The organism is Novosphingobium sp. UBA6272, assembly GCF_002440635.1.
Classification (GTDB): Bacteria; Pseudomonadota; Alphaproteobacteria; order Sphingomonadales; family Sphingomonadaceae; genus Novosphingobium.
In genome coordinates this window covers 231,283-250,517 of sequence record NZ_DJUW01000028.1, presented here as the reverse complement: position 1 = coordinate 250,517, position 19,235 = coordinate 231,283, and the positions used below count along the sequence as shown (strand labels likewise).

Annotated in this window: 15 protein-coding genes; 7 read left to right on the top strand and 8 right to left on the bottom strand. The window is 61.7% G+C overall.

Annotated elements, in window-relative coordinates:
- Positions 1-345 precede the first annotated feature (345 nt).
- Entirely contained in the window at positions 346-735 is a 390-nt protein-coding gene (locus B2V17_RS14080) for a hypothetical protein (protein WP_292998747.1), read from the top strand.
- A gap of 46 nt (positions 736-781) precedes the next feature.
- Here the strand turns inward: B2V17_RS14080 and B2V17_RS14075 are convergent, their stop codons facing one another.
- The 8 genes from B2V17_RS14075 to B2V17_RS14040 all read right to left on the bottom strand — a co-directional run bounded on the left by B2V17_RS14075 (position 782) and on the right by B2V17_RS14040 (position 12,832).
- On the bottom strand, positions 782-1,723 hold the full coding sequence (locus B2V17_RS14075; RefSeq protein ID WP_324473890.1) for a DUF2493 domain-containing protein: 942 nt from the start codon (positions 1,721-1,723) through the stop codon (positions 782-784).
- Between the two features lie 307 nt (positions 1,724-2,030).
- A complete protein-coding gene (locus B2V17_RS14070) occupies positions 2,031-2,969 on the bottom strand; it encodes a DUF7146 domain-containing protein (protein ID WP_292998745.1) in 939 nt (312 codons plus the stop codon).
- 112 nt (positions 2,970-3,081) lie between these two features.
- On the bottom strand, positions 3,082-7,419 hold the full coding sequence (locus B2V17_RS14065; protein ID WP_292998743.1) for a strawberry notch-like NTP hydrolase domain-containing protein: 4,338 nt from the start codon (positions 7,417-7,419) through the stop codon (positions 3,082-3,084).
- A 41-nt stretch (positions 7,420-7,460) separates the two neighbouring features.
- On the bottom strand, positions 7,461-7,676 hold the full coding sequence (locus B2V17_RS14060; protein WP_292998741.1) for a DUF6117 family protein: 216 nt from the start codon (positions 7,674-7,676) through the stop codon (positions 7,461-7,463).
- Positions 7,677-7,744: 68 nt separating this feature from the next.
- Positions 7,745-9,832, bottom strand: coding sequence for a ParB/RepB/Spo0J family partition protein (locus B2V17_RS14055; protein WP_292998739.1), 2,088 nt, complete (start codon positions 9,830-9,832; stop codon positions 7,745-7,747).
- Between the two features lie 127 nt (positions 9,833-9,959).
- Complete coding sequence (locus tag B2V17_RS14050) at positions 9,960-11,153, bottom strand: DUF932 domain-containing protein (protein ID WP_292998737.1); 1,194 nt, start codon at positions 11,151-11,153, stop codon at positions 9,960-9,962.
- A gap of 463 nt (positions 11,154-11,616) precedes the next feature.
- Positions 11,617-12,507 carry an ImmA/IrrE family metallo-endopeptidase gene (locus B2V17_RS14045; protein WP_292998735.1) on the bottom strand — a complete coding sequence of 297 codons (891 nt, stop codon included), beginning with the start codon at positions 12,505-12,507 and terminating at the stop codon, positions 11,617-11,619.
- Complete coding sequence (locus tag B2V17_RS14040; protein ID WP_099185573.1) at positions 12,497-12,832, bottom strand: helix-turn-helix domain-containing protein; 336 nt, start codon at positions 12,830-12,832, stop codon at positions 12,497-12,499. The genes B2V17_RS14045 and B2V17_RS14040 overlap by 11 nt, the downstream gene beginning before the upstream one ends.
- Before the next feature lie 182 nt (positions 12,833-13,014).
- On the opposite strand from B2V17_RS14040, the gene B2V17_RS14035 reads away from it, so the two are divergent.
- From B2V17_RS14035 to B2V17_RS14010, 6 genes are read left to right on the top strand one after another with little or no spacing between them, the layout of a single operon-like run.
- Positions 13,015-14,268 (top strand): nucleotidyltransferase domain-containing protein, encoded by a 1,254-nt coding sequence (locus B2V17_RS14035; protein WP_292998730.1) that lies wholly within the window; start codon positions 13,015-13,017, stop codon positions 14,266-14,268.
- Positions 14,253-14,753 carry a hypothetical protein gene (locus B2V17_RS14030; protein ID WP_292998728.1) on the top strand — a complete coding sequence of 167 codons (501 nt, stop codon included), beginning with the start codon at positions 14,253-14,255 and terminating at the stop codon, positions 14,751-14,753. The genes B2V17_RS14035 and B2V17_RS14030 overlap by 16 nt, the downstream gene beginning before the upstream one ends.
- Positions 14,716-15,774, top strand: a complete 1,059-nt coding sequence (locus B2V17_RS14025; RefSeq protein ID WP_292998726.1) for a CBASS cGAMP-activated phospholipase — start codon at positions 14,716-14,718, stop codon at positions 15,772-15,774. Before B2V17_RS14030 ends, B2V17_RS14025 begins: the two co-directional genes overlap by 38 nt.
- Positions 15,771-16,514, top strand: a complete 744-nt coding sequence (locus B2V17_RS14020) for a DUF6088 family protein (RefSeq protein ID WP_292998724.1) — start codon at positions 15,771-15,773, stop codon at positions 16,512-16,514. The genes B2V17_RS14025 and B2V17_RS14020 overlap by 4 nt, the downstream gene beginning before the upstream one ends.
- A complete protein-coding gene (locus B2V17_RS14015) occupies positions 16,511-17,557 on the top strand; it encodes a nucleotidyl transferase AbiEii/AbiGii toxin family protein (protein WP_292998722.1) in 1,047 nt (348 codons plus the stop codon). The genes B2V17_RS14020 and B2V17_RS14015 overlap by 4 nt, the downstream gene beginning before the upstream one ends.
- Complete coding sequence (locus B2V17_RS14010; protein ID WP_292998720.1) at positions 17,554-19,221, top strand: VRR-NUC domain-containing protein; 1,668 nt, start codon at positions 17,554-17,556, stop codon at positions 19,219-19,221. The genes B2V17_RS14015 and B2V17_RS14010 overlap by 4 nt, the downstream gene beginning before the upstream one ends.
- The last annotated feature ends 14 nt before the right edge of the window (positions 19,222-19,235 follow it).

Here is a 19,235-nt window from a genome sequence, read left to right as displayed (position 1 = left end):
CGACAGGCCCCGGACAGACGGCACAAAGCCGCAATCACCACGAAGGCGCAGACGCAGTGGCCGCACGCAAAGCGTAGCGGACCCCTTGCGGGTTGATTGAAGGAGGATTTGAGGCGGCCCACGGATTGGCCATTGAGAGTGGGGAGATTGCTGCGCATGGCCGTGGCTGGTTTTGGGTCACTTGCTGGGTGCACAGCTTGTTAGTTCTATTATCGAAAATCTGCGTCCCGAAGCCTCAGTTTAGAATGCCCGGTCAACTGATGACAACTCCGCACTTGTGTTGCTTGCGTCGGCGAAGGGAATTACTCTTATGGGCATTGCGGGCTCGCTATCATCGATTATAGCATGCGATCCAATTCTACCATTTTGGGTGCATCGATGCCGATTCAAGCCGAACGAGATTCCAAGAATAGTCTCAGGTTCTACCTGACACTCCTACAAGGCGAGGTGCCGCCCGTGTCCATTCGGGCGACTGACTTCGACATCAGTAAGGCTGAGCAACTTCTTAGCGGCGTCAAGGCTAAGATGGCTGAAAATGCTATGAAAAAGATTGTATCTGGAATGCCGAAATTGAAAGGTCTCTGGCCGAGCGGATCATATGGAGACACCAAGCCTTACGCAGTGAAGCGTCCGAAAGCAGGTACCGTGCCCGCTCACTATCGCGTGGGCGTGCAAATAACCTTCAATGATCCAATACATGCGCAAACATTCGCGAAAGCGGCGGGTATACCCTAGCCTGCTCGGGCCATCGCAGAGAGCAGCCTCGAGACTAGGCTGCGAGTTAGGCAGTTCCACTGTTGCGTGAGCCCTTTTTTTCGATCACCCACACATAGATCCCCATCTTGCGCGCCTTGTCGGTCAGGTTTGCATTGATGCCATTGCCCGGACAGGCAACCACAGCCTTGGGCATTGCCTCCAGCATTTGATCGTTGCGACGAAACGGAGCCGCCTTCTTGAACCGCTCCCAGTCCGGCCGGAACGGAACGTGGGTGATCTTGCGCGCCCGCGCCCAGAGGGTCGCGATGTGTTCGCCGCCGGTAGGATTTCCGCCGTGGAACAGGACCATGTCGGGATATTTGGCGAGCACCTTATCGAGCACGGCCCAGATGCGGTTGTGATCCTGATAGGCCGGGCCAGAGGTGAATGCGATCCGAGTTCCGGTCGGCAGCAAGGGTTCGGTTTCCGAACGGCGCTTGGCGGCAAGGAAGTCGCGGCTGTCGATCATGGCGGCGGTCAAGGTGCGGTGGTTGACGAGTGAGCCGGTGCGCGGGGTCCAGGCCTTGCGGAAATGGGCTTCGAACTGGTCGGATGCGGCATCGCGCATGAACTCCATGGCGTTGCGGCGTTCAATGAGCCCGATGCCTTCGCGGATCAGCCGTTCGAGTTCGACCGATTTGACCTCGGAGCCATCCTGTTCGCGTTGGCTACGCTTCTGCGCGTCCTCGTTGTCGTCGAGTTCACGGCTGATGCGGCCTTCGGCGCGGTGGAACAGATTGCCGAGCGCCCAGCACAGGTCTTCAAGATCGGGTTCGAGTCTGGTGTCGAGCATGGTGGCGATCAGGGCGTCGAACATATCGGCGACCGCGCCGGCGGCGATGCGCTCGTCAGGAAGCGGGCGCGGGTCGGCCTCGTCCGAGAAGGGGCGGTATCCGTAAAGGGCGATTTCGTCGAGGAGATGGCCGGTTGGCGAGGCTTCGTGGTCGGGTTCGTCTTGGAAAGTCACGGGGATGATCCTGGGTTCGCATGACCGGGCACCTTGCCCGGCCTTCTCGGCGATCCCTCTGACCGGCAGCGGCGAGGCTGCATCCCCTTGGACCGCAGCGTAGCGAAGGATGGCGGGCGGCGGCTATTTTGGGTCGCGATGGAAAGGCGCGTGAGCGCCGCCGGAAAATAGCCGCAGACCGCCATTGCAGCCTCGCGGCTGCCGGTCTCTTGGATCGCGTCTGAAGGAAGGCCGGGCGTGCCCGGTGTGGATGACCGGGACACTATGGCCACAGCCGAGCGCCACCCGCTCCCCGTCTCGGCCCACCTCAGCCTTCGATGAACCTGCTGCGAGCGGCCCCGTGCAACTGGGCAATTACCCGAATTTTCAATGCGGGCGCACCGTGTTGGCGCAGGTCGTCATTGAAATCCCCCAGCTCAGGCATGAGCGAGACCAGCTCGATCCCGGCTGCCTGTGTCCGGTCGGAGAGTATCGCGAATGCGCCATTGCCAGCCTTGTCCCGGTCGCGAGCGACATAGAGGCGGCGCAGCGAGGATGAGAACTGGATGGCGGCAAGATGGGCGGACGATGTGGCTGCGATCATCGGTATGGCGGGCACAACCTCACGAAGAGACAGGATTGTCTCGATACCTTCGCCTGCGACCATGATGTCATCAGCCAGGCCGAACCGGATCGCATGTCCAAGGATATTGCCCATCGCGCGGCGCGGTGATGCGACTGCCGCTTTTGTCAAACCGCTTGGGTCAAGCCAAGTGCGATGCGTGCCGGTCTGAACGCCATCACAATCTGTCACCGCCGCAATCAAGGCCGGAAAGCTGCCGGGCAATCCGGGAATGTCGTCCTCGTTCGCCCGGTAGTAGCATCGGGGATGGAAACGCAGTGCGGTAAGATTGCCGACGCGGGTAATGCCCCGCGCGGTAAGGTAGGATGCCGCCAAGGTGCCAGCGAGTGGCTTTGAGGCAGCGAACAACCGCCGTGCAGCGGTTGGCGAACCAACACGCACGGGCGGCGGATCGGCCGTTCGGCAAAGGTCGACCTCGGCTGATGGTGGGAGTGACAGGAACTTCTCGGCTTCGTCTATAGTCTCGGAGAGGCGGCCATGCCGCTGGTTCAAGCGAATGAGGTCGACAAGATCACCATGCTCGCCGGTGGCGGCATCGACCCATTTGCCAATTCTCCCGCGTTCTGTTTCGAACAGGCGGACATAGAGACTGCGCCCGGGCGCGCCTGCCACATCGCCGACCATCCAATACCGCCCTTCGCGGCGACCGGCGGGCAGGTAATGGCGGCAAACGGCCTGCACTTGTCTAGCAAGCCGCTCCGAGAGTTCGCCCGCGCGCGCTGAGAGCCTGCTCATGTCACGCCGCCTTCCGGTCAAGGATGCGGGTCAGAGGATGGCGGGCGAACAGCCGCTCGATCACTTCGGTGCCGAGGATGGTGTCGTCGGGCACGAACAATCGCAACTTCCAGCTGATGATTTCGGAGAACAGCCCCATCGCCTTGAGGCGGTCGACAGCGGTTGGACCGAACCCGATGAGTTCGATCCGGTTCACCTGCATCAAGCGCGAACGGCGCAGTTGCAGGCCGTCGGTCAGATTGACCACGGTGTGCCCTTCGCGCAGCAGCGACAGAGCTTGTGGTGGCGTGAGTTGCGGTGTGTCGGCGCTGACGGCATTCGCGGCCCATGCCGGGGATACGCGGCGGCCGATAACGGTGGTCCCGTCGTCAGTGCGCAGCCGATAGACGCGCGTCGATTCCTCGGGCAGCCGCTTCCAGATCGGCAGCAACAGCCCAGTGACGATATGCAGCTCGCTGGTATCGAACTCGGGAACCTGCGCGATTTCTGCATTCCACGCTGCCCGGAATGCAGCCTCGTCGGCGGGTTCCCAACTGGTCTCGGGCAAATGGGCGACCGACAGATAGAGCTTCTCCATCGGCCGGATCAGGCGAACCCGTCGCTCGATCTCGCCATCGCCGAGCATGACGCTGCGAGCAGGCAATTGCACGGCGGCGCGCTTCGAGCGGGAATTGACCAGCAACCGCGCGCCAGGTTCACGCAGCAGGTCCAGCGCCTTGTCGATCGTAACCGGCTGATTGCGCGCCCGCACCGCGATCGTGAGCAGGCGGGTTTCAGCAGCGGTCGAGGGATGGGTGTAGATGGTCTCGCTGTGCGCGACGGTGAAGCTATCGGCGGTCAGCGTTTCCAGCCCGACATCGTAGGTGCCGCTCGCCATCGCGCTTTCAACCTTGGCACTCAGCAGTTGCTCGAACGCCGTGAACAGCACGTTCTGCATCGCGATGGTCAGCGCCAGCAGCCGGTTGAGAAAGGTGGTGATCGGCGGCAGCTCGTCTTTCAGGCAACCACTGCTGTCGGTCAGCGAAAGGCCGGTCAGGCTCTCGAAGAGCCCGAGCGAGCACTCGGCCACCTTGCCCGCATAGATCAGCATGTAGAGCTGGCGCAGTGCATCGCGGGCGTAAGGGCTTTCGAGATTGTCCTCCGGCCTGAACAGGCCTTGTCCGCCGGTCTGGCGTTGCCCCCGCGTGATCGCACCCAGTGTGTCGAGCCGCCGCGCGATCGTCGAGAGGAAGCGCTTCTCGGCCTGAACGTCGGTGGCGACCGGTCGGAACAGCGGTGGCTGCGCCTGATTAGTGCGGTTGGTTCGCCCGAGCCCCTGGATCGCTGTGTCGGCCTTCCAGCCCGCTTCGAGCAGGTAATGATGCCGCAGCCGCTGGTTACGGCTGCCAAGATCAGCATGGTAGCTGCGCCCCGTGCCGCCCGCGTCGGAGAAGACCAGGATCTGCTTCTTGTCCTCCATGAACGCCTGCGCCTCGGCGAGATTGGCGTGGGCAGGTCGGTTCTCGACCGCGAGACGCTCGCCATCCGCATCGACCTTGCGGACGATCCGGCGGGAGCGGCCGGTGACCTCGGCAACCATATCAGTACCGAACCGCTGGACGATCTGGTCGAGTGCGCCCTGGACCGGTTCCATCGATGCCAATTTTTCGATCAGCTGGTCGCGCCGTTCAAGGGCATCGCGGCACTGGATGGCATTGCCATCACCGTCATAGGCAGGTTGTGAGGAGAGGTTGCCATCGCCATCGGTGAACGGCTCGTGGAGCTGCGTCGGGAAGCTGTGCAGCAAATAGTCCAGCACGTATTCGCGGGGAGTTACGTCGCACTGGACATCGTTCCATTCGCCCGGATCGATGTCAGCAAGCCGCCGCGACAGCAGGGCTTCCCCGGTCGAGACGATCTGCACCACGGACGCATGACCATCGGTCAGCCCCTGTTCGATGGCCCGGATCAGGGTCGGGGTCTTCATCGCGGTGATCAGGTGGTTGAAGAAGCGCTGCTTGGCAGATTCGAAGGCAGAACCGGCGGCGGATTTGGCCTGTGCGTTCAGTGTGCCGTCGGCGGCGCTAGTCACCCCTGCCGCTTCGAGCGCGGCATCGAGGTTGTTATGGATGACCTGAAATGCACCAGCATAGGCGTCGTAGATGCGGACCTGATCCGGGGTGAGCTGGTGTTCGAGCAACTCGTATTCGACGCCTTCGTAAGACAGCGACCGTGCGGAATAGAGACCGAGCGCCTTGAGGTCGCGGGCCAGCACTTCCATCGCCGCGACCCCGCCGGCTTCGATCGCGGCAACGAAATCGGTGCGCTTGTCGAAGGGGAAGTCCGCGCCACCCCACAGGCCGAGCCGCTGCGCATAGGCGAGGTTCTCGACCGTGGTCGCGCCGGTCGCCGAGACATAGAGAACCCGGGCATCCGGCAGTGCGTGCTGTAGGCGCAGCCCGGCACGGCCCTGCTGCGAAGGGGCCGCGTCCCCGCGTTCACTCTTGCCGCCACCGGCATTCTGCATCGCATGGCTTTCGTCGAAGACAATGACTCCGTCGAAGTCGGTTCCGAGCCAATCGACGATCTGCTGGACGCGGGAAACCCTACCTTCACGCGCATCGCTGCGTAGCGTGGCATAGGTTGTAAAAAGGATGCCCTGCTCGAGCCGGATCGATGTGCCCTGACGAAAGCGGGCGAGCGGGGTGACCAACAAGGGCTCCTGGCCCAATGCCCGCCAATCCCGTTGGGCGTCCTCAAGAAGCTTGTCGGATTTGGAAATCCACACCGCACGGCGGCGGCCCTTCAGCCAGTTGTCGAGGATGATCCCGGCAACCTGGCGCCCCTTGCCCGCGCCGGTGCCATCACCAAGGAACCAGCCTTTGCGAAAAGCGACTGCGGTGTCGCAGTCGTCCGGTGCGGCCTCGACCTTGTCGAAAGTCGCATCGACCGTCCAACTGCCGGCAAGATGTTGGCTGTGCGCTTCGCCGGCATAGATGACCGATTCAAGCTGGGCGTCGGAGAGCAGGCCTTGTTCGACCAGACCAAGAGGCAGGTGCGGACGATAGCTCGGCCTGGGCGGTGCGACCGAGGCCATGGCGGCGGATTGCACCAGCTTGGTTGGATGCGGCTTTGCCCCCGGAATGTGGAGGGATTGCAGCGTGTAGGGCTCGTAGAGCGTATCGCTGAGGCGGGCCGATGCCTCCTCTCTCCAGTCGGCAACATCGTAGTCGAGCAGCACGCCGGTCGGTTCAACCGGGTGAGTGACTGTAAGTCTGGGCCGTAGCGCGGCTACCCGGCACGGTGCAGCTGGCCGGAGGGCGGGAGGTTGCTGGGCGGCGAGCGCGGCGCGGGGCGGCAGGTAATCGATCAGCCAGCGCAGCAGGGTCGCAAGGTCGGGCGCGGTGCCTAGCGGCGCCGGGAAGTAGGTCGGCTCCGCGGCGGGCAGCTTGTCGATCACCGTCAACCGGGTTTCGATGCTCGTGCCGTGGGGCGCGAAGACCGAGCCGGCAATCGGCGCGGTGAACACAAGGCGGGCTTGTTCCTGCAGCCGCACGAACCCCTCGCGCCAGACCTTGTGCTCAGGCGAACAGTTCGTGCCGGTGATGGCGACGAGGCGTCCACCAGGTGCGAGCCTGGCCACGGCCGAAGACAGGTGGCGGAATGCAGCATCCGCTACGCGCGTCTCGACACCAACGGCGGCAGAAAACGGCGGGTTCATCACGATGCAATTGGGCACCATGCCCGGATCGAGCCGGTCATGGATCTGTGCTGCATCGTGGGTGGTCACAATCGCCGTGCCGAATAGTTGCCCCAGCAAGGCGGCTCGCAACTCGGCCACCTCGTTCAATGCCAGCCTGCTCGCGCCAAGTTCGGCCTGAATGGCGAGCAAACCGGTGCCTGCCGATGGCTCGAGCACCAGTTCACCGGGCACGAAGCTGGCCGCGAAACCGGCGACCCAGGCCAGCCCCAAAGGCGTCGAGAACTGCTGATAGGCCTGCATTTCCTCGCTGCGCCGGGTCTGCGTGGGGGCGAGCCGGGCAATCCGCTCAACAATCTTGAGCCGTTCGAATGGGTCGGACGTCTTGGCGTGGATGGCTGGGCCATAGCGCCGCATGAACAACAGTTGCGCGACCTCAACCGCCTCGTAGGCAGCCTTCCAGTTCCAGGCCCCGGCGGCATCGCTTGCGCCGAACGCCGACTGCATCGCCGTGCGGACAGTTGCAGTGTCGATGCGGCGACCGGCAGCGAAGTGCCCGAGCAGGTCTTGTGCAGCGAGGATGATCGAAGCTGCGGCTTGAACGGGACATTGGGCGGACAGCGGGCGCGCGAAAGCACCCGCAGCAAGCGAGTTGGTCATCGACGATATCCTTTTGAAAATGGGTTGAGGGTCGCCGCCGCTCAGGCGGGCGGGACGTAGGCGTCGTAGGGATTGCCGGGGGCGAGGTGGCCGAACGGGGTCATGACATAGTCATCCTCATCGCGGCCGACGGCGCAGAGGACGTAACGGGTCTCGCCGCTTTCGACCTCGGTGCATTCCATCAATGCGAGATCGCCTGCCTGGGCGGCCTTGACCAGGGTCTCGAAGTTGGTGCGGGCATAGTCCGGGATGGCCATCGTGTAGCTCCTTCAATGTCGTAAAAATGGGCGCGGGACGGGGCGCGTGCCGCCCCGCGCAAAAGGGATCACTCCGCAGCGACTGCGTAGGTGTCGTCCTGCTCGTGCTGATCGAACGGACCGTCCTCGGCGAGGAAGTCGGGCAGATCGGCGACCTGCTCGTCGGCTTCGGACTCGGCTTCGGCTTGCGGCAGTCGCAGCGGTTCGGGGAGCCAGCCCGTGCCTGCAAGCAGGCGTTCGGCCTCGCGGGCCATGTCGCCTTTCTTGAGATGCTCGATCAGCACAGCCGTGGCGTCGCCCTTGGCTTCGCGCACTGCCTCGATGATCCGGGGCTTGGTAACGCGGCCGAGGTAGTTATCGACCGTCGGCGCCCAGCCTGCTTCAGCCATGTCGAGTCCGACCACTCCCGCCAGAGCATCGGCGGCGGCGATCCGTTGCGCAACTCCGTGCGCGGAGATCCGTCCGTCGTAACCCTTGGTAGCCTCGAACAGCGCGTTGACGCCGAGCGAGACGCAGTGGGCAAGCAGGACCATCTGCTCCTCGTGGGCCATGGCCGCGAGTACCAGCCAAAGCTCATCGGGTTCGCTGGGAAGCCGATCCGCCCACTGCTCGTGCCGCTGCTGGATCGACTGGCTCCACACCGTCTCGCGCAGGTTCGGGGCGGCATTGCCAAGCCATGCCTGAGTGACGCCGATCTGCACGCAGCCAGCCTGCACATGCGACCGGAACACCGACAGGCACAGCGTGTGCAGCAGGGCAAGGAACGCGGCATCGGGCGCATTGGCGAGCGCGTCGCGCAGCGCCAGCGTGCGCTCGGCGGTCAGTTCGGACACGAGCCGGTCGGGCAGCGGACGGATGGCGTCGTCTTCGTCGTCGGCCTGCTCGCCAGTCTGCACTTGGCCGCCGACGCTTACCGTCGGGCCGGTCGAAGCAATTCCGGCAGCCTGGTTTTCGTCGTCATCAGCACCTTCAGAGGCCGGTTCATCGTCCGGACGTACATAACCGCGGTCGATCCGTAGCCGCCCATCGTGCGACAAGGATACGAACACGCCTGCGCGTGCCTGTTCCTCAGGATCGTAGCTGACCGGACGCTGGGTGAGCGCAGTGATGCCGGCGTCGATCTCGGACAGTCGCGCATCGACCTCGTCGGGCAGGTCTCCGCCATCCTGATACTGCTCGCCGAGGCCGTCATATTCCTCGACCAGCGCGTCGAGCGTGGACTGCTCATCGTCGGTCAGCGAGACGGTGGTCCCGGTGATCCGGCGCTTACCGCGCTCGCAGCCGTAAGGCAGGTCGATTGCGGCTTCGACCCATTTCCAACCTTCGGCGCCGATCTCCTCGGCAATGGTCGTCAGCTTCGCGTTGACGAGCTGTTCGACGAGAGCCGGATCCTGGAGCCAGCCTTCCTTGTCTGACGAGAACAGGTCGCGCATCACATATCCGCCAGCTTCGACATAGGCATCGAGCCCGATGAAGCGGACGCGGCGATCGCTGGCCGGAATGGCATCCTCGGTCAGCAGGCGGCGGATCTGATGGGCGGAAGGCTGGTAGGTCTGTTTGAGCTGCTCCCAGACCTGCTCCTGGCGGGCGTGGTTCTCATTGACTGTGAAGGCCATGAGCTGTTCGAGCGACATGCCGTCCTCGCCGTAAACTTCGAGCAGGCTGGGTGCGACAGAGGCAAGCCGCAGGCGCTGGCGCACCGTCGAGACCGAGACGAAGAAGCGCGCAGCGATGTCATCCTCCGACAGGCCCGCGTCGATCAGGGCGGTGAAAGCGCGGAACTGGTCGAGCGGATGCAGGCCGACGCGCATGACGTTTTCGGCGAGCGAGTCTTCCTCGGCGATGCCGGCCTCGCGCACGACGCAGGGAACCGGCTGATCCTTGGCCATCCGCTTCGATTTCACCAGCAATTCGAGCGCGCGGAAGCGGCGGCCGCCTGCGGGAACCTCGAACATGCCAGTTTCCTGGCCATCCTCACCGACGACGGGCCGGACATTGAGGCTCTGAAGCAGGGTGCGGTGGTAGATGTCGTCGGCGAGATCTTCGATCGATAAGCCCGCCTTCAGACGCCGGACGTTCTTCTGGCTCAGCACCAGCTGGTTGAAAGGGATGTCGCGCGAGGAACTGAGCACGAGCTTGGGCAATTGCTTGGTCATGGTGGTTCTCCATGACGGGCCGCCTGAAAGACTCTCTCTCAGGCCTCGACCCGTCACGAAGCAAAGCGCCGCCCTCTCACTCTGGAGAAGGCAGCGCCACGCGGGAGGAATTGAGATTCAGCGGGGATCAGTGGACCCGGTCGAGCAACTTCTTGGCCTTGCCCTCCATGTCGAGGCGGGCATCCTGATGCGCCTTGCCGCGGGCGAGCGCGGTGATTCCTTGCACGAAATCGAAGATCGATTCCGGCGGGCGGCCTTCCTCGGCGAGCACGGTTTCAATGATCTTGCCGGTCTCGGCCTTAGAGAACCCCCTATGCCGCAGGAAGTCACCGCGCTCCTCGTCGGTGCGGGCGACGATGCGCTCGCGCGCCGTCTTGATGCCATTAATGAACGGCTGAGGGGAGGAGTTGGCGAAGTTCAGCAAGGCCGGTGCTGCCTCGTGGGCGAAGCGGTTGGCGGCGTACTTGCTGTGGCGGATCGAGATTTCCTCGAAATCCTCGACGCCCCACAGGTTCCGGTTCTGGCAGACCGCGCGCAGGTAGAAGCTTGCCATGCCGAGCGTCTTTGCGCCGACCTCGGAGTTCCAGCAGTAGAATCCGCGGAAGTAGAGGTCGGGCGATCCGTCAGGCAACCGCCCTGCCTCGATCGGGTTGAGATCATCGACCAGGAACAGGAACACATCGCGGTCGGAAGCATAGAGCGTGGTTGTGTCCTTCGAGATGTCGACCATCGGGTTGTAAACCCCGGTCGACCAGTCGAGCACCCCGGGCACTTTCCAGCGCGTGTCGCCGGTGCCGTTGCCGGCGATCTTCTGCACGGCCTCCACCAGTTCGTGATCGTAGATCCGGCCATAGTCAGGTCCGGTAACCGCGCGCAATTCGAGGCGACCGTTATCGGTTTCGAGGGTCTTAATCTGCTCGGCCCGGTTCGAGGTCAGGCCATATTGCAGGTTTATTGCGGCAAGCGGAGCGGGAAGCTGACGCAGATAGGCGGCGGGTGCGCCGACCTGGCTCGCGAGTTGGCCGAAGCTCCAGTGGGTTGGCTGAACGGGGGCATCGGCCCCGGGCAGCAGCAGCTCCAGGCGTCCCGGATCATTGCGGTTCGCCTCGACATGGATGAGCGCGGTTTCGACCACGCGGGTCCGGCTGCGCTCGGAACGCCCGCGCACCGAGCTGGCCAGCTCGTTCAGTGAAAGGAACCGCTCGTCGTCGGGCCGCGAGAACCATTCCGACGAAACCCGACCCACGCGGGAGCCGCGCGAGACATCGACCTTATACCCGCCGCTCATATCGCGCCGCGCTTCGAGAACCTGCATGTTCATGGGGAAATCTCCATGACGGGCGGCCGGGAGCCTCTCTCTCGACCCTCATCCCGTCACGGCGAAGCCGGCCACTCTCTCACTCTCAGCTTCGTCTTTTCATCGCCGCTGTAGCGCGAGCGGCCAGCGGGGTTGCTCCAACAAAAAGCCGCACCCTGAAAGGAGGCGGCAATCGCTCACTTGCTCGTGCAGGCGGGAAGCCGGGGCCTGTCGGATTTCCATGCCTGCGCGTGAAGCCAAGTCCGCCGGTTCAGAGTGCGTGCGGGGCCATTTTCGTGAAACGCCGCGCCCTCAGGAGCAGGACCGCAGGGCCTGCGGGACAGAGCGCGCCATCAGCCCCGCTCATTTTGTTCGCGCTCCTGATCGTCACCCTTATGGGCCAAGACCTCGGGCTTGGTTCGCGAAGCGAATAGAGCAGGTCGCCCGAAGGGCAGCGCACTTCGTCTCACTCTCTATTTCAATTCGGTCAACGGCGCCGATTCTTGCCTGGAAAGCGAGGGTTTTCCCAAACATCGTATGTGTCGCGGACTTCTCCGTCGTTGTCGTCTTCGCTTTCTTCGTGGACCAACATGGTCATCTTCCACCCATTTGCCAGACACAGAGCTTGTTCGTCGATGGTTGAAGGCCTCTCAAGGCTTGCAAGCCAGACGCCTCTGTCGACTTGGTCCCAAGCAGCATCGCTACTCTGGTAGCTAGCGGACAACGAGTTGTGCGGCAGAGGCCTGCCGATACTGGATTCCACAAAAGGGAAACGGGACGATTTATACACCCGCTTCACCAACCCATTCTGCGACAGAATGATAGCGCAAGGGTCATGGTGGTAGGACGAGTAGTGAATAGCCGTGGCCTCCTTGCTGACATCGTAGCGCGCGGCCAGTTCTACGACATGGTTCAGGTCCGGTCCGCCCTGGGAGCGCATGTCAGCCTTGAATTTGAGTAGGGGCATTAACATGCCTGCGCTGAACCGATTGGCTTCTGCTTCCATCCGTTGCGCACGGTCATCACGGTCGGCCTTGCGGATGTTCATGTCGGATTTCGAGCAAGTGAATTGGCCCGATACCCGTGGCTGGTGTGCGGCAATGAGATAGTGCCCGAGTTCGTGGCCGATCGTATATCGTTGTCTCAGCCTGTTGGCCTTGCCGTTGACAAGGATGACACCATCTCGACGCTCAGGCTGGGTGATCAATCCACCTTCAAAGTTGTCGGTCGTCATCCTGTGAATGGCTGTGATCCCGACTGCGGTTGCGAGTTCCTCAATCGGAACGGGAATCGGGAGATCAGGGATCTGTCGCAGGACTTCTGCAATGATGCGTTCGGGGGAGGTGCAGTCGGCAAGCTCGACCCGGTCAATCTGCATCGGTTTCCTTACTACCGCGCTTTTTCATGGTCTCGATCATCGCTTCGATGAACTGTCGATCCTTGGCGTCAAGTTTCTGCAGATCACGGTACATGACGACCATTTGTTCGTCTTCCGCTTCAGAAGGGTCCTCGCCGACCAGCGAAGCAATCGTGACGCCAAAATGCTCAGCCAAGCCTTTGAGCAGTTCGATCGAAGGGTTCTTGGTGGTCCCCTTCTCCAGTTCCCAGATGTGGGCCTTGGAAGCCCCCACTGCGTCCGCAACCACCTGAAGGGATTGTCCCCGTTGCGTGCGCAGCTTTTGCAACCTCATCGCGAGCGACATGACACTCTCCCAGCCCCCTAAGAGTAACACACCGTGCGCCTGTAGGAAAATCGCATCGTTCGGTCAATCGAACACTTTCGGCAGATTGGTTGACTTCGATCGTCGTTCGGTATATCTTACGATCATGTAAGGTGAAGTCTGCCGACCTCGGGCTTTGCCACTCGCACCAAATAGGGGGCAGAATGACCATTTTCGATCCGACCCGTCCGCGCCCGGAGCGCTTGCCAAGCCCCAGCTTCGCAGATGCGATGCTCATGGATGTGGCGCGCCGGGTCCAGCTGTCACCAACCAAGCACGACGAGGCGCAGCAGCATTTCGAAGCGCTCTGCAGCTACGTCGATCGTCCTGGCAGTCCGCTGGAGGACAAGGTGATCGCATGCTACCCTGGCGGCAGTTTCGCGACCGGGACCGCAATTGCCTCGAGCGTGTCAAAGGATCAGCACGATGTCGATGTGGTGATGGAACTCGATGTTCCGACCAACAGCAATCCCGAAACTATTTTGAATCTGCTGTTTGAAGCCATCAACGCTGAGCCCGGTTCCCGCTACCACGGGAGGGTGGTCCGGAATTCCAGGTGTGTTACCGTCGAATACGATGATGGCGTTCGCGTTGATCTGATGCCGATTGCGCGACTTGAAGCAGCTCCTGAAAAGGCAGGGCATCTCTTCCATTTCAAGCGGCAGCCTTCGGAAAGCTACCACAAGCCTGTCAATCCTTGGGGCTTTGCTGACCACTTCAACGCTCAGACGGCATACGATCCGGTCTTCGCCGCAATCTTCGAATTCCGCTCTCTGGCTGACGGGCGGACGGTCGCGAAGGCTGACGTTGATCCGCTGCCTGACCGCGTCCCGCTGTCGGAGAAGGCTGCTCGCGTTGTTGCGCTCCAGCTGATCAAGCGCAATCGTGATGTGCGGTACCGGAGCCGGTCGAAGCGCAAGCCGCCATCGGTGGTCTTGGCGGCGCTGGCACTTGAAGTGCCGCCGACCGGGGCGGGTTTGCTGGAGGAGGTTGTTTCGATTTCCCGGCACATAGCGCGACGACTCCAGGAGCAGAGTGCACACAATCTTTGCATCGACGTCCGCAACCCGGCCTACGTCCCGGATATTTTCACTGATCGATGGCCCAGCACGTTGCCAGACCAGAATGAGTATGTCCATGATCTGGAGTATCTGGTCAGGCAGCTTGTTCGCCTGCGGACGGAAAACATCTCGCTCACCGAAACGAACACAATTCTTGATGATCTGTTCGGAGAGACGGCGGCGAAGTACGCGATCAAGGAGCACATGGACCGCAGCCGTGCGGCCATGGAGAAGGGAGCGATGCGGTTCGGCCCGACGGGTAGGGTTCATGCGGGAGTGACCGCTGCTGCAGTTGCGACCAATTGCACTCCGGCGCGGGCGAGTACCAATATGGGCGGCGAATGGTTCCTGGACTGATCCCGATCGAGACCCAGATCGCTGCGATGGAGCAACGCTGGCCGGGCTTTGCGCTCGTGCAAAGAGGCGGGCGCAGAGCGGTCTGGGAAGGAACGCTCGATCCGGTCTGCAAACGCTACCGTGTGCGGATCGGCTATGAAGTCCCGCTCGCGATCGAGAACTTTTCCATCATCAACGTGCAGCCGCGGGTGCAGGTGCTATCGCCGCTTCTGGAACGGCATCCCGAACATGAAGAAGGCCCGATCCCGCACGTCTATGTAAACCGTGCGGAGCAATCCTTGCCTTACTTGTGCCTGTTCGATCCTTTCAATGGCGAGTGGACGCCGTCAGACCTGTTGGCCGAAACGACGGTGCCTTGGGCCGCACGGTATCTCTATTTCTATGAGGGCTGGTTGCTGACAGGAAAATGGTCGGGTGGTGGCCGGCACCCGACACAGGAGGAACAGGATGGAAGCCAGCGAGCAAAGGCCATTGCGGCGGTCTGATGGAACGCTGGGTGAGCGGCGGCGGCAATTGCCGTGGCCGGAAGGCAAGCGCTTCCGAATCCTGTCCATCGACGGCGGCGGCATTCGGGGAATTTTGCCTGCGGCGATTTTGGCACAGTTTGAGCGGCAGTATCTGGGCGGACACTCCGCCGGCGACTATTTCGACCTGATCGCGGGTACATCTACAGGGGGCATAATCGCCCTTGGACTTTCGATCGGACTGCCTGCTTCGGCGATCCTGCAACTCTATTTCGATCACGGCGAGGAGATTTTTCCATTGGCCAAGCCGCCTCTGGCAGTCTTCAAGCGACTTTGGGCAAAAGCGCGGTCGCTGGCATATTACCAGTATGACCGGGAGCCGCTTGAACGTGAGCTGCGCCAGATTTTTGGCGCGCGCGCGTTTGGGGATGCGCAGCGCCGACTGTGCATACCGTCCTTCGACGGTTTCACCGAGGTCAACATTTTCAAGACACCGCATCATCCCGATTTCAAGCTCGACTGGCGCGAAGAAATGGTCACAGTCGCGCTCGCGACATCTGCTGCTCCCACTTACTTCTCGATCTACAGGGACGGCCAGCGACGATTTGCCGATGGAGGCGTGTGGGCGAACAATCCGGTGATGGTCGCATTGGTCGATGCGCTCAGTTGCAACCAGCTCGATCGCGATCAGATCGACATCCTGTCGCTGGGATGCGGTGACGCCGAGATAACGATATCGGATGCACAGGTCTTGCGAGGGGGCTTGTGGCATTGGCGCGATATTGTTTCGTCAGCGATGCATCTCTCCAGCCAGAACGCCCTGGGGCAAGCTGGGCTACTCATTGGCCGTGATCGTCTCATCCGCTTGAATGCGCCGCTGCTGCCCAGTGGTCCGATCGGTTTGGACGACGTGAAGCGGGCGAAGGCAGAACTGCCAGATGTGGCAAAGCAACTAGCCTTTGCGAATGGGCCATCGGTGGCGTCCAGGTTCTTCAATGACACGGCTGAGCCCTACGTGTCCTTCTATCCAGAAGCGCTTTGATCCGTGCGGCTCGATGTCCGAAATTGTGCTACACACTTCGGACATCGGGCTATGGACTGCCGTCCGAAATCATGCTACATATTTCGGACATGGACACAATCCCGCCCGGACTGAAAGCGCAAATTCTCGACCGTGTAAGCCGAGCGCCGGCGAACACTGTCTGGACACCGGCCGACTTCCTCGACCTTGCCGGCCGTGATGCTGTCGACAAGACTCTCCAGCGCTTGGTCAAATGGGGCGAACTGCGCCGGATTGATCGTGGGCTCTATGATAAACCGCAGTTCAACAGCCTGACCCGGCAAGATAGCGCACCCGACCCGCGCGCGGTCATCGACGCCGTGGCGCGGCGTGACCAGATCCGTGTTCTGGTCGACGGGATGACCGCTGCCAACGATCTCGGCTTCACCAATGCAGTGCCTGCCAAGATCGTCGTGCATAGCGAAGCCCGGCCAAAGTCGATCAAGCTTGGAAATCTCACCATCGAGTTCAAAATGACCGCGGCAAGCAAACTCTATTGGGCGGGGCGACCGGCCATGAGGATCGTCCAGGCGCTGCACTGGCTGCGTGATACGATGACGACCGACGCCACCGGACAATGGCGCCAACGCCTCGCCACCCTTCTCGGCAATCCCGCGCACGGCGCAGCGCTGCGCGCTGACCTGGCCGATGGGATGCCAACGCTCCCGGCATGGATGCAGGAACTGCTGCGTCCGCTCGTCTCGGAAGCATCCGGCGAATGAACAGCGCCTTCGATGAGGTCCTGCGCGCAGACACGCCCACCCGCACGGGCCTCTATACCACAACAGCCCAGAGGCTCGGCACGACCCCGCAAAACGTCGAAAAGGACTTCTGGGTCTGCTGGACGCTCGATGCCCTGTTCAACGGGATCGAGGACGGCCCCCGGCTGCTGTTCAAGGGCGGCACTTCCCTATCGAAGGGGTTCGGCCTGATTGAGCGGTTCTCCGAAGACATCGACGTGACAGTCTTTCGCGATGATCTTGGCGTTCCCGCGACCATCGCGGAACTGGCAGCGCTGAGCCGCAAGAAGCGTGAGGCAGCGCTCGATGCGATCAAGGACGCCTGCGAAGCGCATATCAACGGGCCCATGAAGGAGCGCCTCGCGCAAATCTGCGCCGATACCTGCACACGTACCGGCCTTGAGCCGCAATCGATCCGGGTCGAAGCCGATGCGCAGGATGGTCAGACCTTGCTCCTGATCTATCCCAGCATCACACCAGAGGACGCCTACATCGCCAAGTCGGTGAAGATCGAATCCGGCGCAAAGTCGGCGCTCGATCCCAATTCGGTGCGTACCATTGTGCCCTATGTTGAAGCTGATGCCGTCGATCTAAATCTCGCTGTGCCGGGCGTCACCGTGGTCGATGCCGAACGCACCTTCTGGGACAAGGTCGTCATTCTGCATGGCCTGAGGCGGTGGTTCGAAATCCGGGAGCAGTTGCGGGGCGACGGTCAGCGCATTTCGCGACACTATTACGACCTGTTTCGCCTGATCCAATCGGAGATTGGCCAAGCGGCCCTGGCGAACCGCGCGCTTGGCGAAGATTGCGTCGCGCATGCCCGCATGTTCTTCAATCGCCCGGACTTCGATCTGGCCACCGCGCAAGCCCCGACATTTGCATTGTGCCCGGAAGGCGGGATGATGGATGCCCTGCGCCAGGACTATCGTGCGATGAGTACCATGATTTTCGGCGAGCCGCCGCCCTTTGATGCGGTCGTCGAGGCGATTGCCGAACTGCAACATGCTTTGAACGCTGTCGCATGAAAGGGTTCCTCCAGCGCTTGTTCGGCGGCGACGGCCAGAACGACAAAAAGGTCGTGCCACCAAGGCCCGCGAGTCCGCTTAAGATCGAACCCTTCTCCCACGGGTTGGTCAGAATTCCGGCTCTCGACTTCTTTGGCCCCCACACCACATCGCCGAACGGCAAGTTCCATCTCATCTGGCTGGACAGAAACCCCGAAGGCACGATCGGGGGCCATCGATATGAGGGACACGGGAAATGGACGCTGTTGAACGACGATGGCGCGACACTAGCAACAGGGCGACTTGAGCGACCCCAAGATGGTCATGTGGCCGACAACGGCACGTTCATCCTCAACGATTGGATGTTCGGTGATGGATTAAATGGGCGCCTATGCGCCTTTCGTGCCGATGGGCAAAAGCTTCTCGAGCGCGAATTTTCGGCAAACCTGGGGACCAACGCGATCTCGATCGATGGCCGTTTTGCGACATGCCAGACCGCACATGCCCCCGGTAGTCCTGACAGCAATCGCCACTTTCTGTTTGATCTCGAACAGGGGCTAGAGATCGCGACCTGGCAGCAGGAGACGGGTTGGACCAATTCCTACGAGATTGATCCAGTTAACCGGCATGTGATCCTCGTCGGTCAGGATGATCAGCGCGTGGGGTACGGCTTCGATGGCGAAATGCTGGACCGCGACGGGTGGCAGCGCACCAGGATCGCGACCGGCGACATAGATGTAATTCGCCTCGTTGCAGAATCGTTGGAGCAAAATCCCTCAACGGATTTGCGCACGGCCATTCTTGCTGGCCTGGATGTTGCTCTGGCCACGGGCGAAGGCTGGAAGCAAGCGCGAGCGCTGAGAATTCGAGGAGAGATACACGAACGGTCCGGAGAGCTGGAAGCTGCCATTGAAGCCTATGACCGGGCGCTGACGATCGACCCTCAGGTGGGGGTCGCGAGAAAGCTGGCAAAGCTCCAGCAAATGAAGTCCCCGAAGGGTGCCAGGCCTGCTGTCACCAAGAGCAGTCGATTCGAGCAGCAGGCACAGCGCTTCGGCATCGAGCATGAAGTGGTCCAACTGGACGGCGGCGGGAAGGATTGGCGTTTCTACCCAGCGGACAACTACAAGCCAGTCGAACTGGCTGTGCTGGATCGCTACCAGGCCGAAGGTTGGAACGGTTGTGCTGCCGAGGGCGGCCTCATTCTTACTTTGATAAAGGCCGCATCGTTCCATGCGCTGCCGGATCGACACGCTGACACCTTTATCGAAGCGCTCTATGCCAAGAACGTGGCCTTTCCGGAGGACAGGTTCGAGCACAGCGATTTTTTCGCCGCGATCGACCAGGCCTCGCGAGAGCAGATTGAACGCAATTGGGCCGTCATTGCGGCAAGTGCGGGCGATACTCCGCGCTTCTATCCGCGCGTGCAACGCGATCACGTTCTCGGCCTTTTCGAATGCCTCGGGGTTGATAGGCTCCGCTCTATTGCAGAGGTGTTCGCTACGGCATCCTATGACCTACGTGCCGGATGGCCTGACCTCACGCTATGGCGGAATGGTGAAATCTACTTCGTAGAGGTCAAGGCTCCAGGCGACTCAATGCACGCCAGTCAGGTGCGTCTTATTTCGTCGGTCCTCGTCCCACTTGGGTTCAGAGTGGGTCTCGCGGAAGTCCGACCCGCTTAGCGAACCGCCATGTA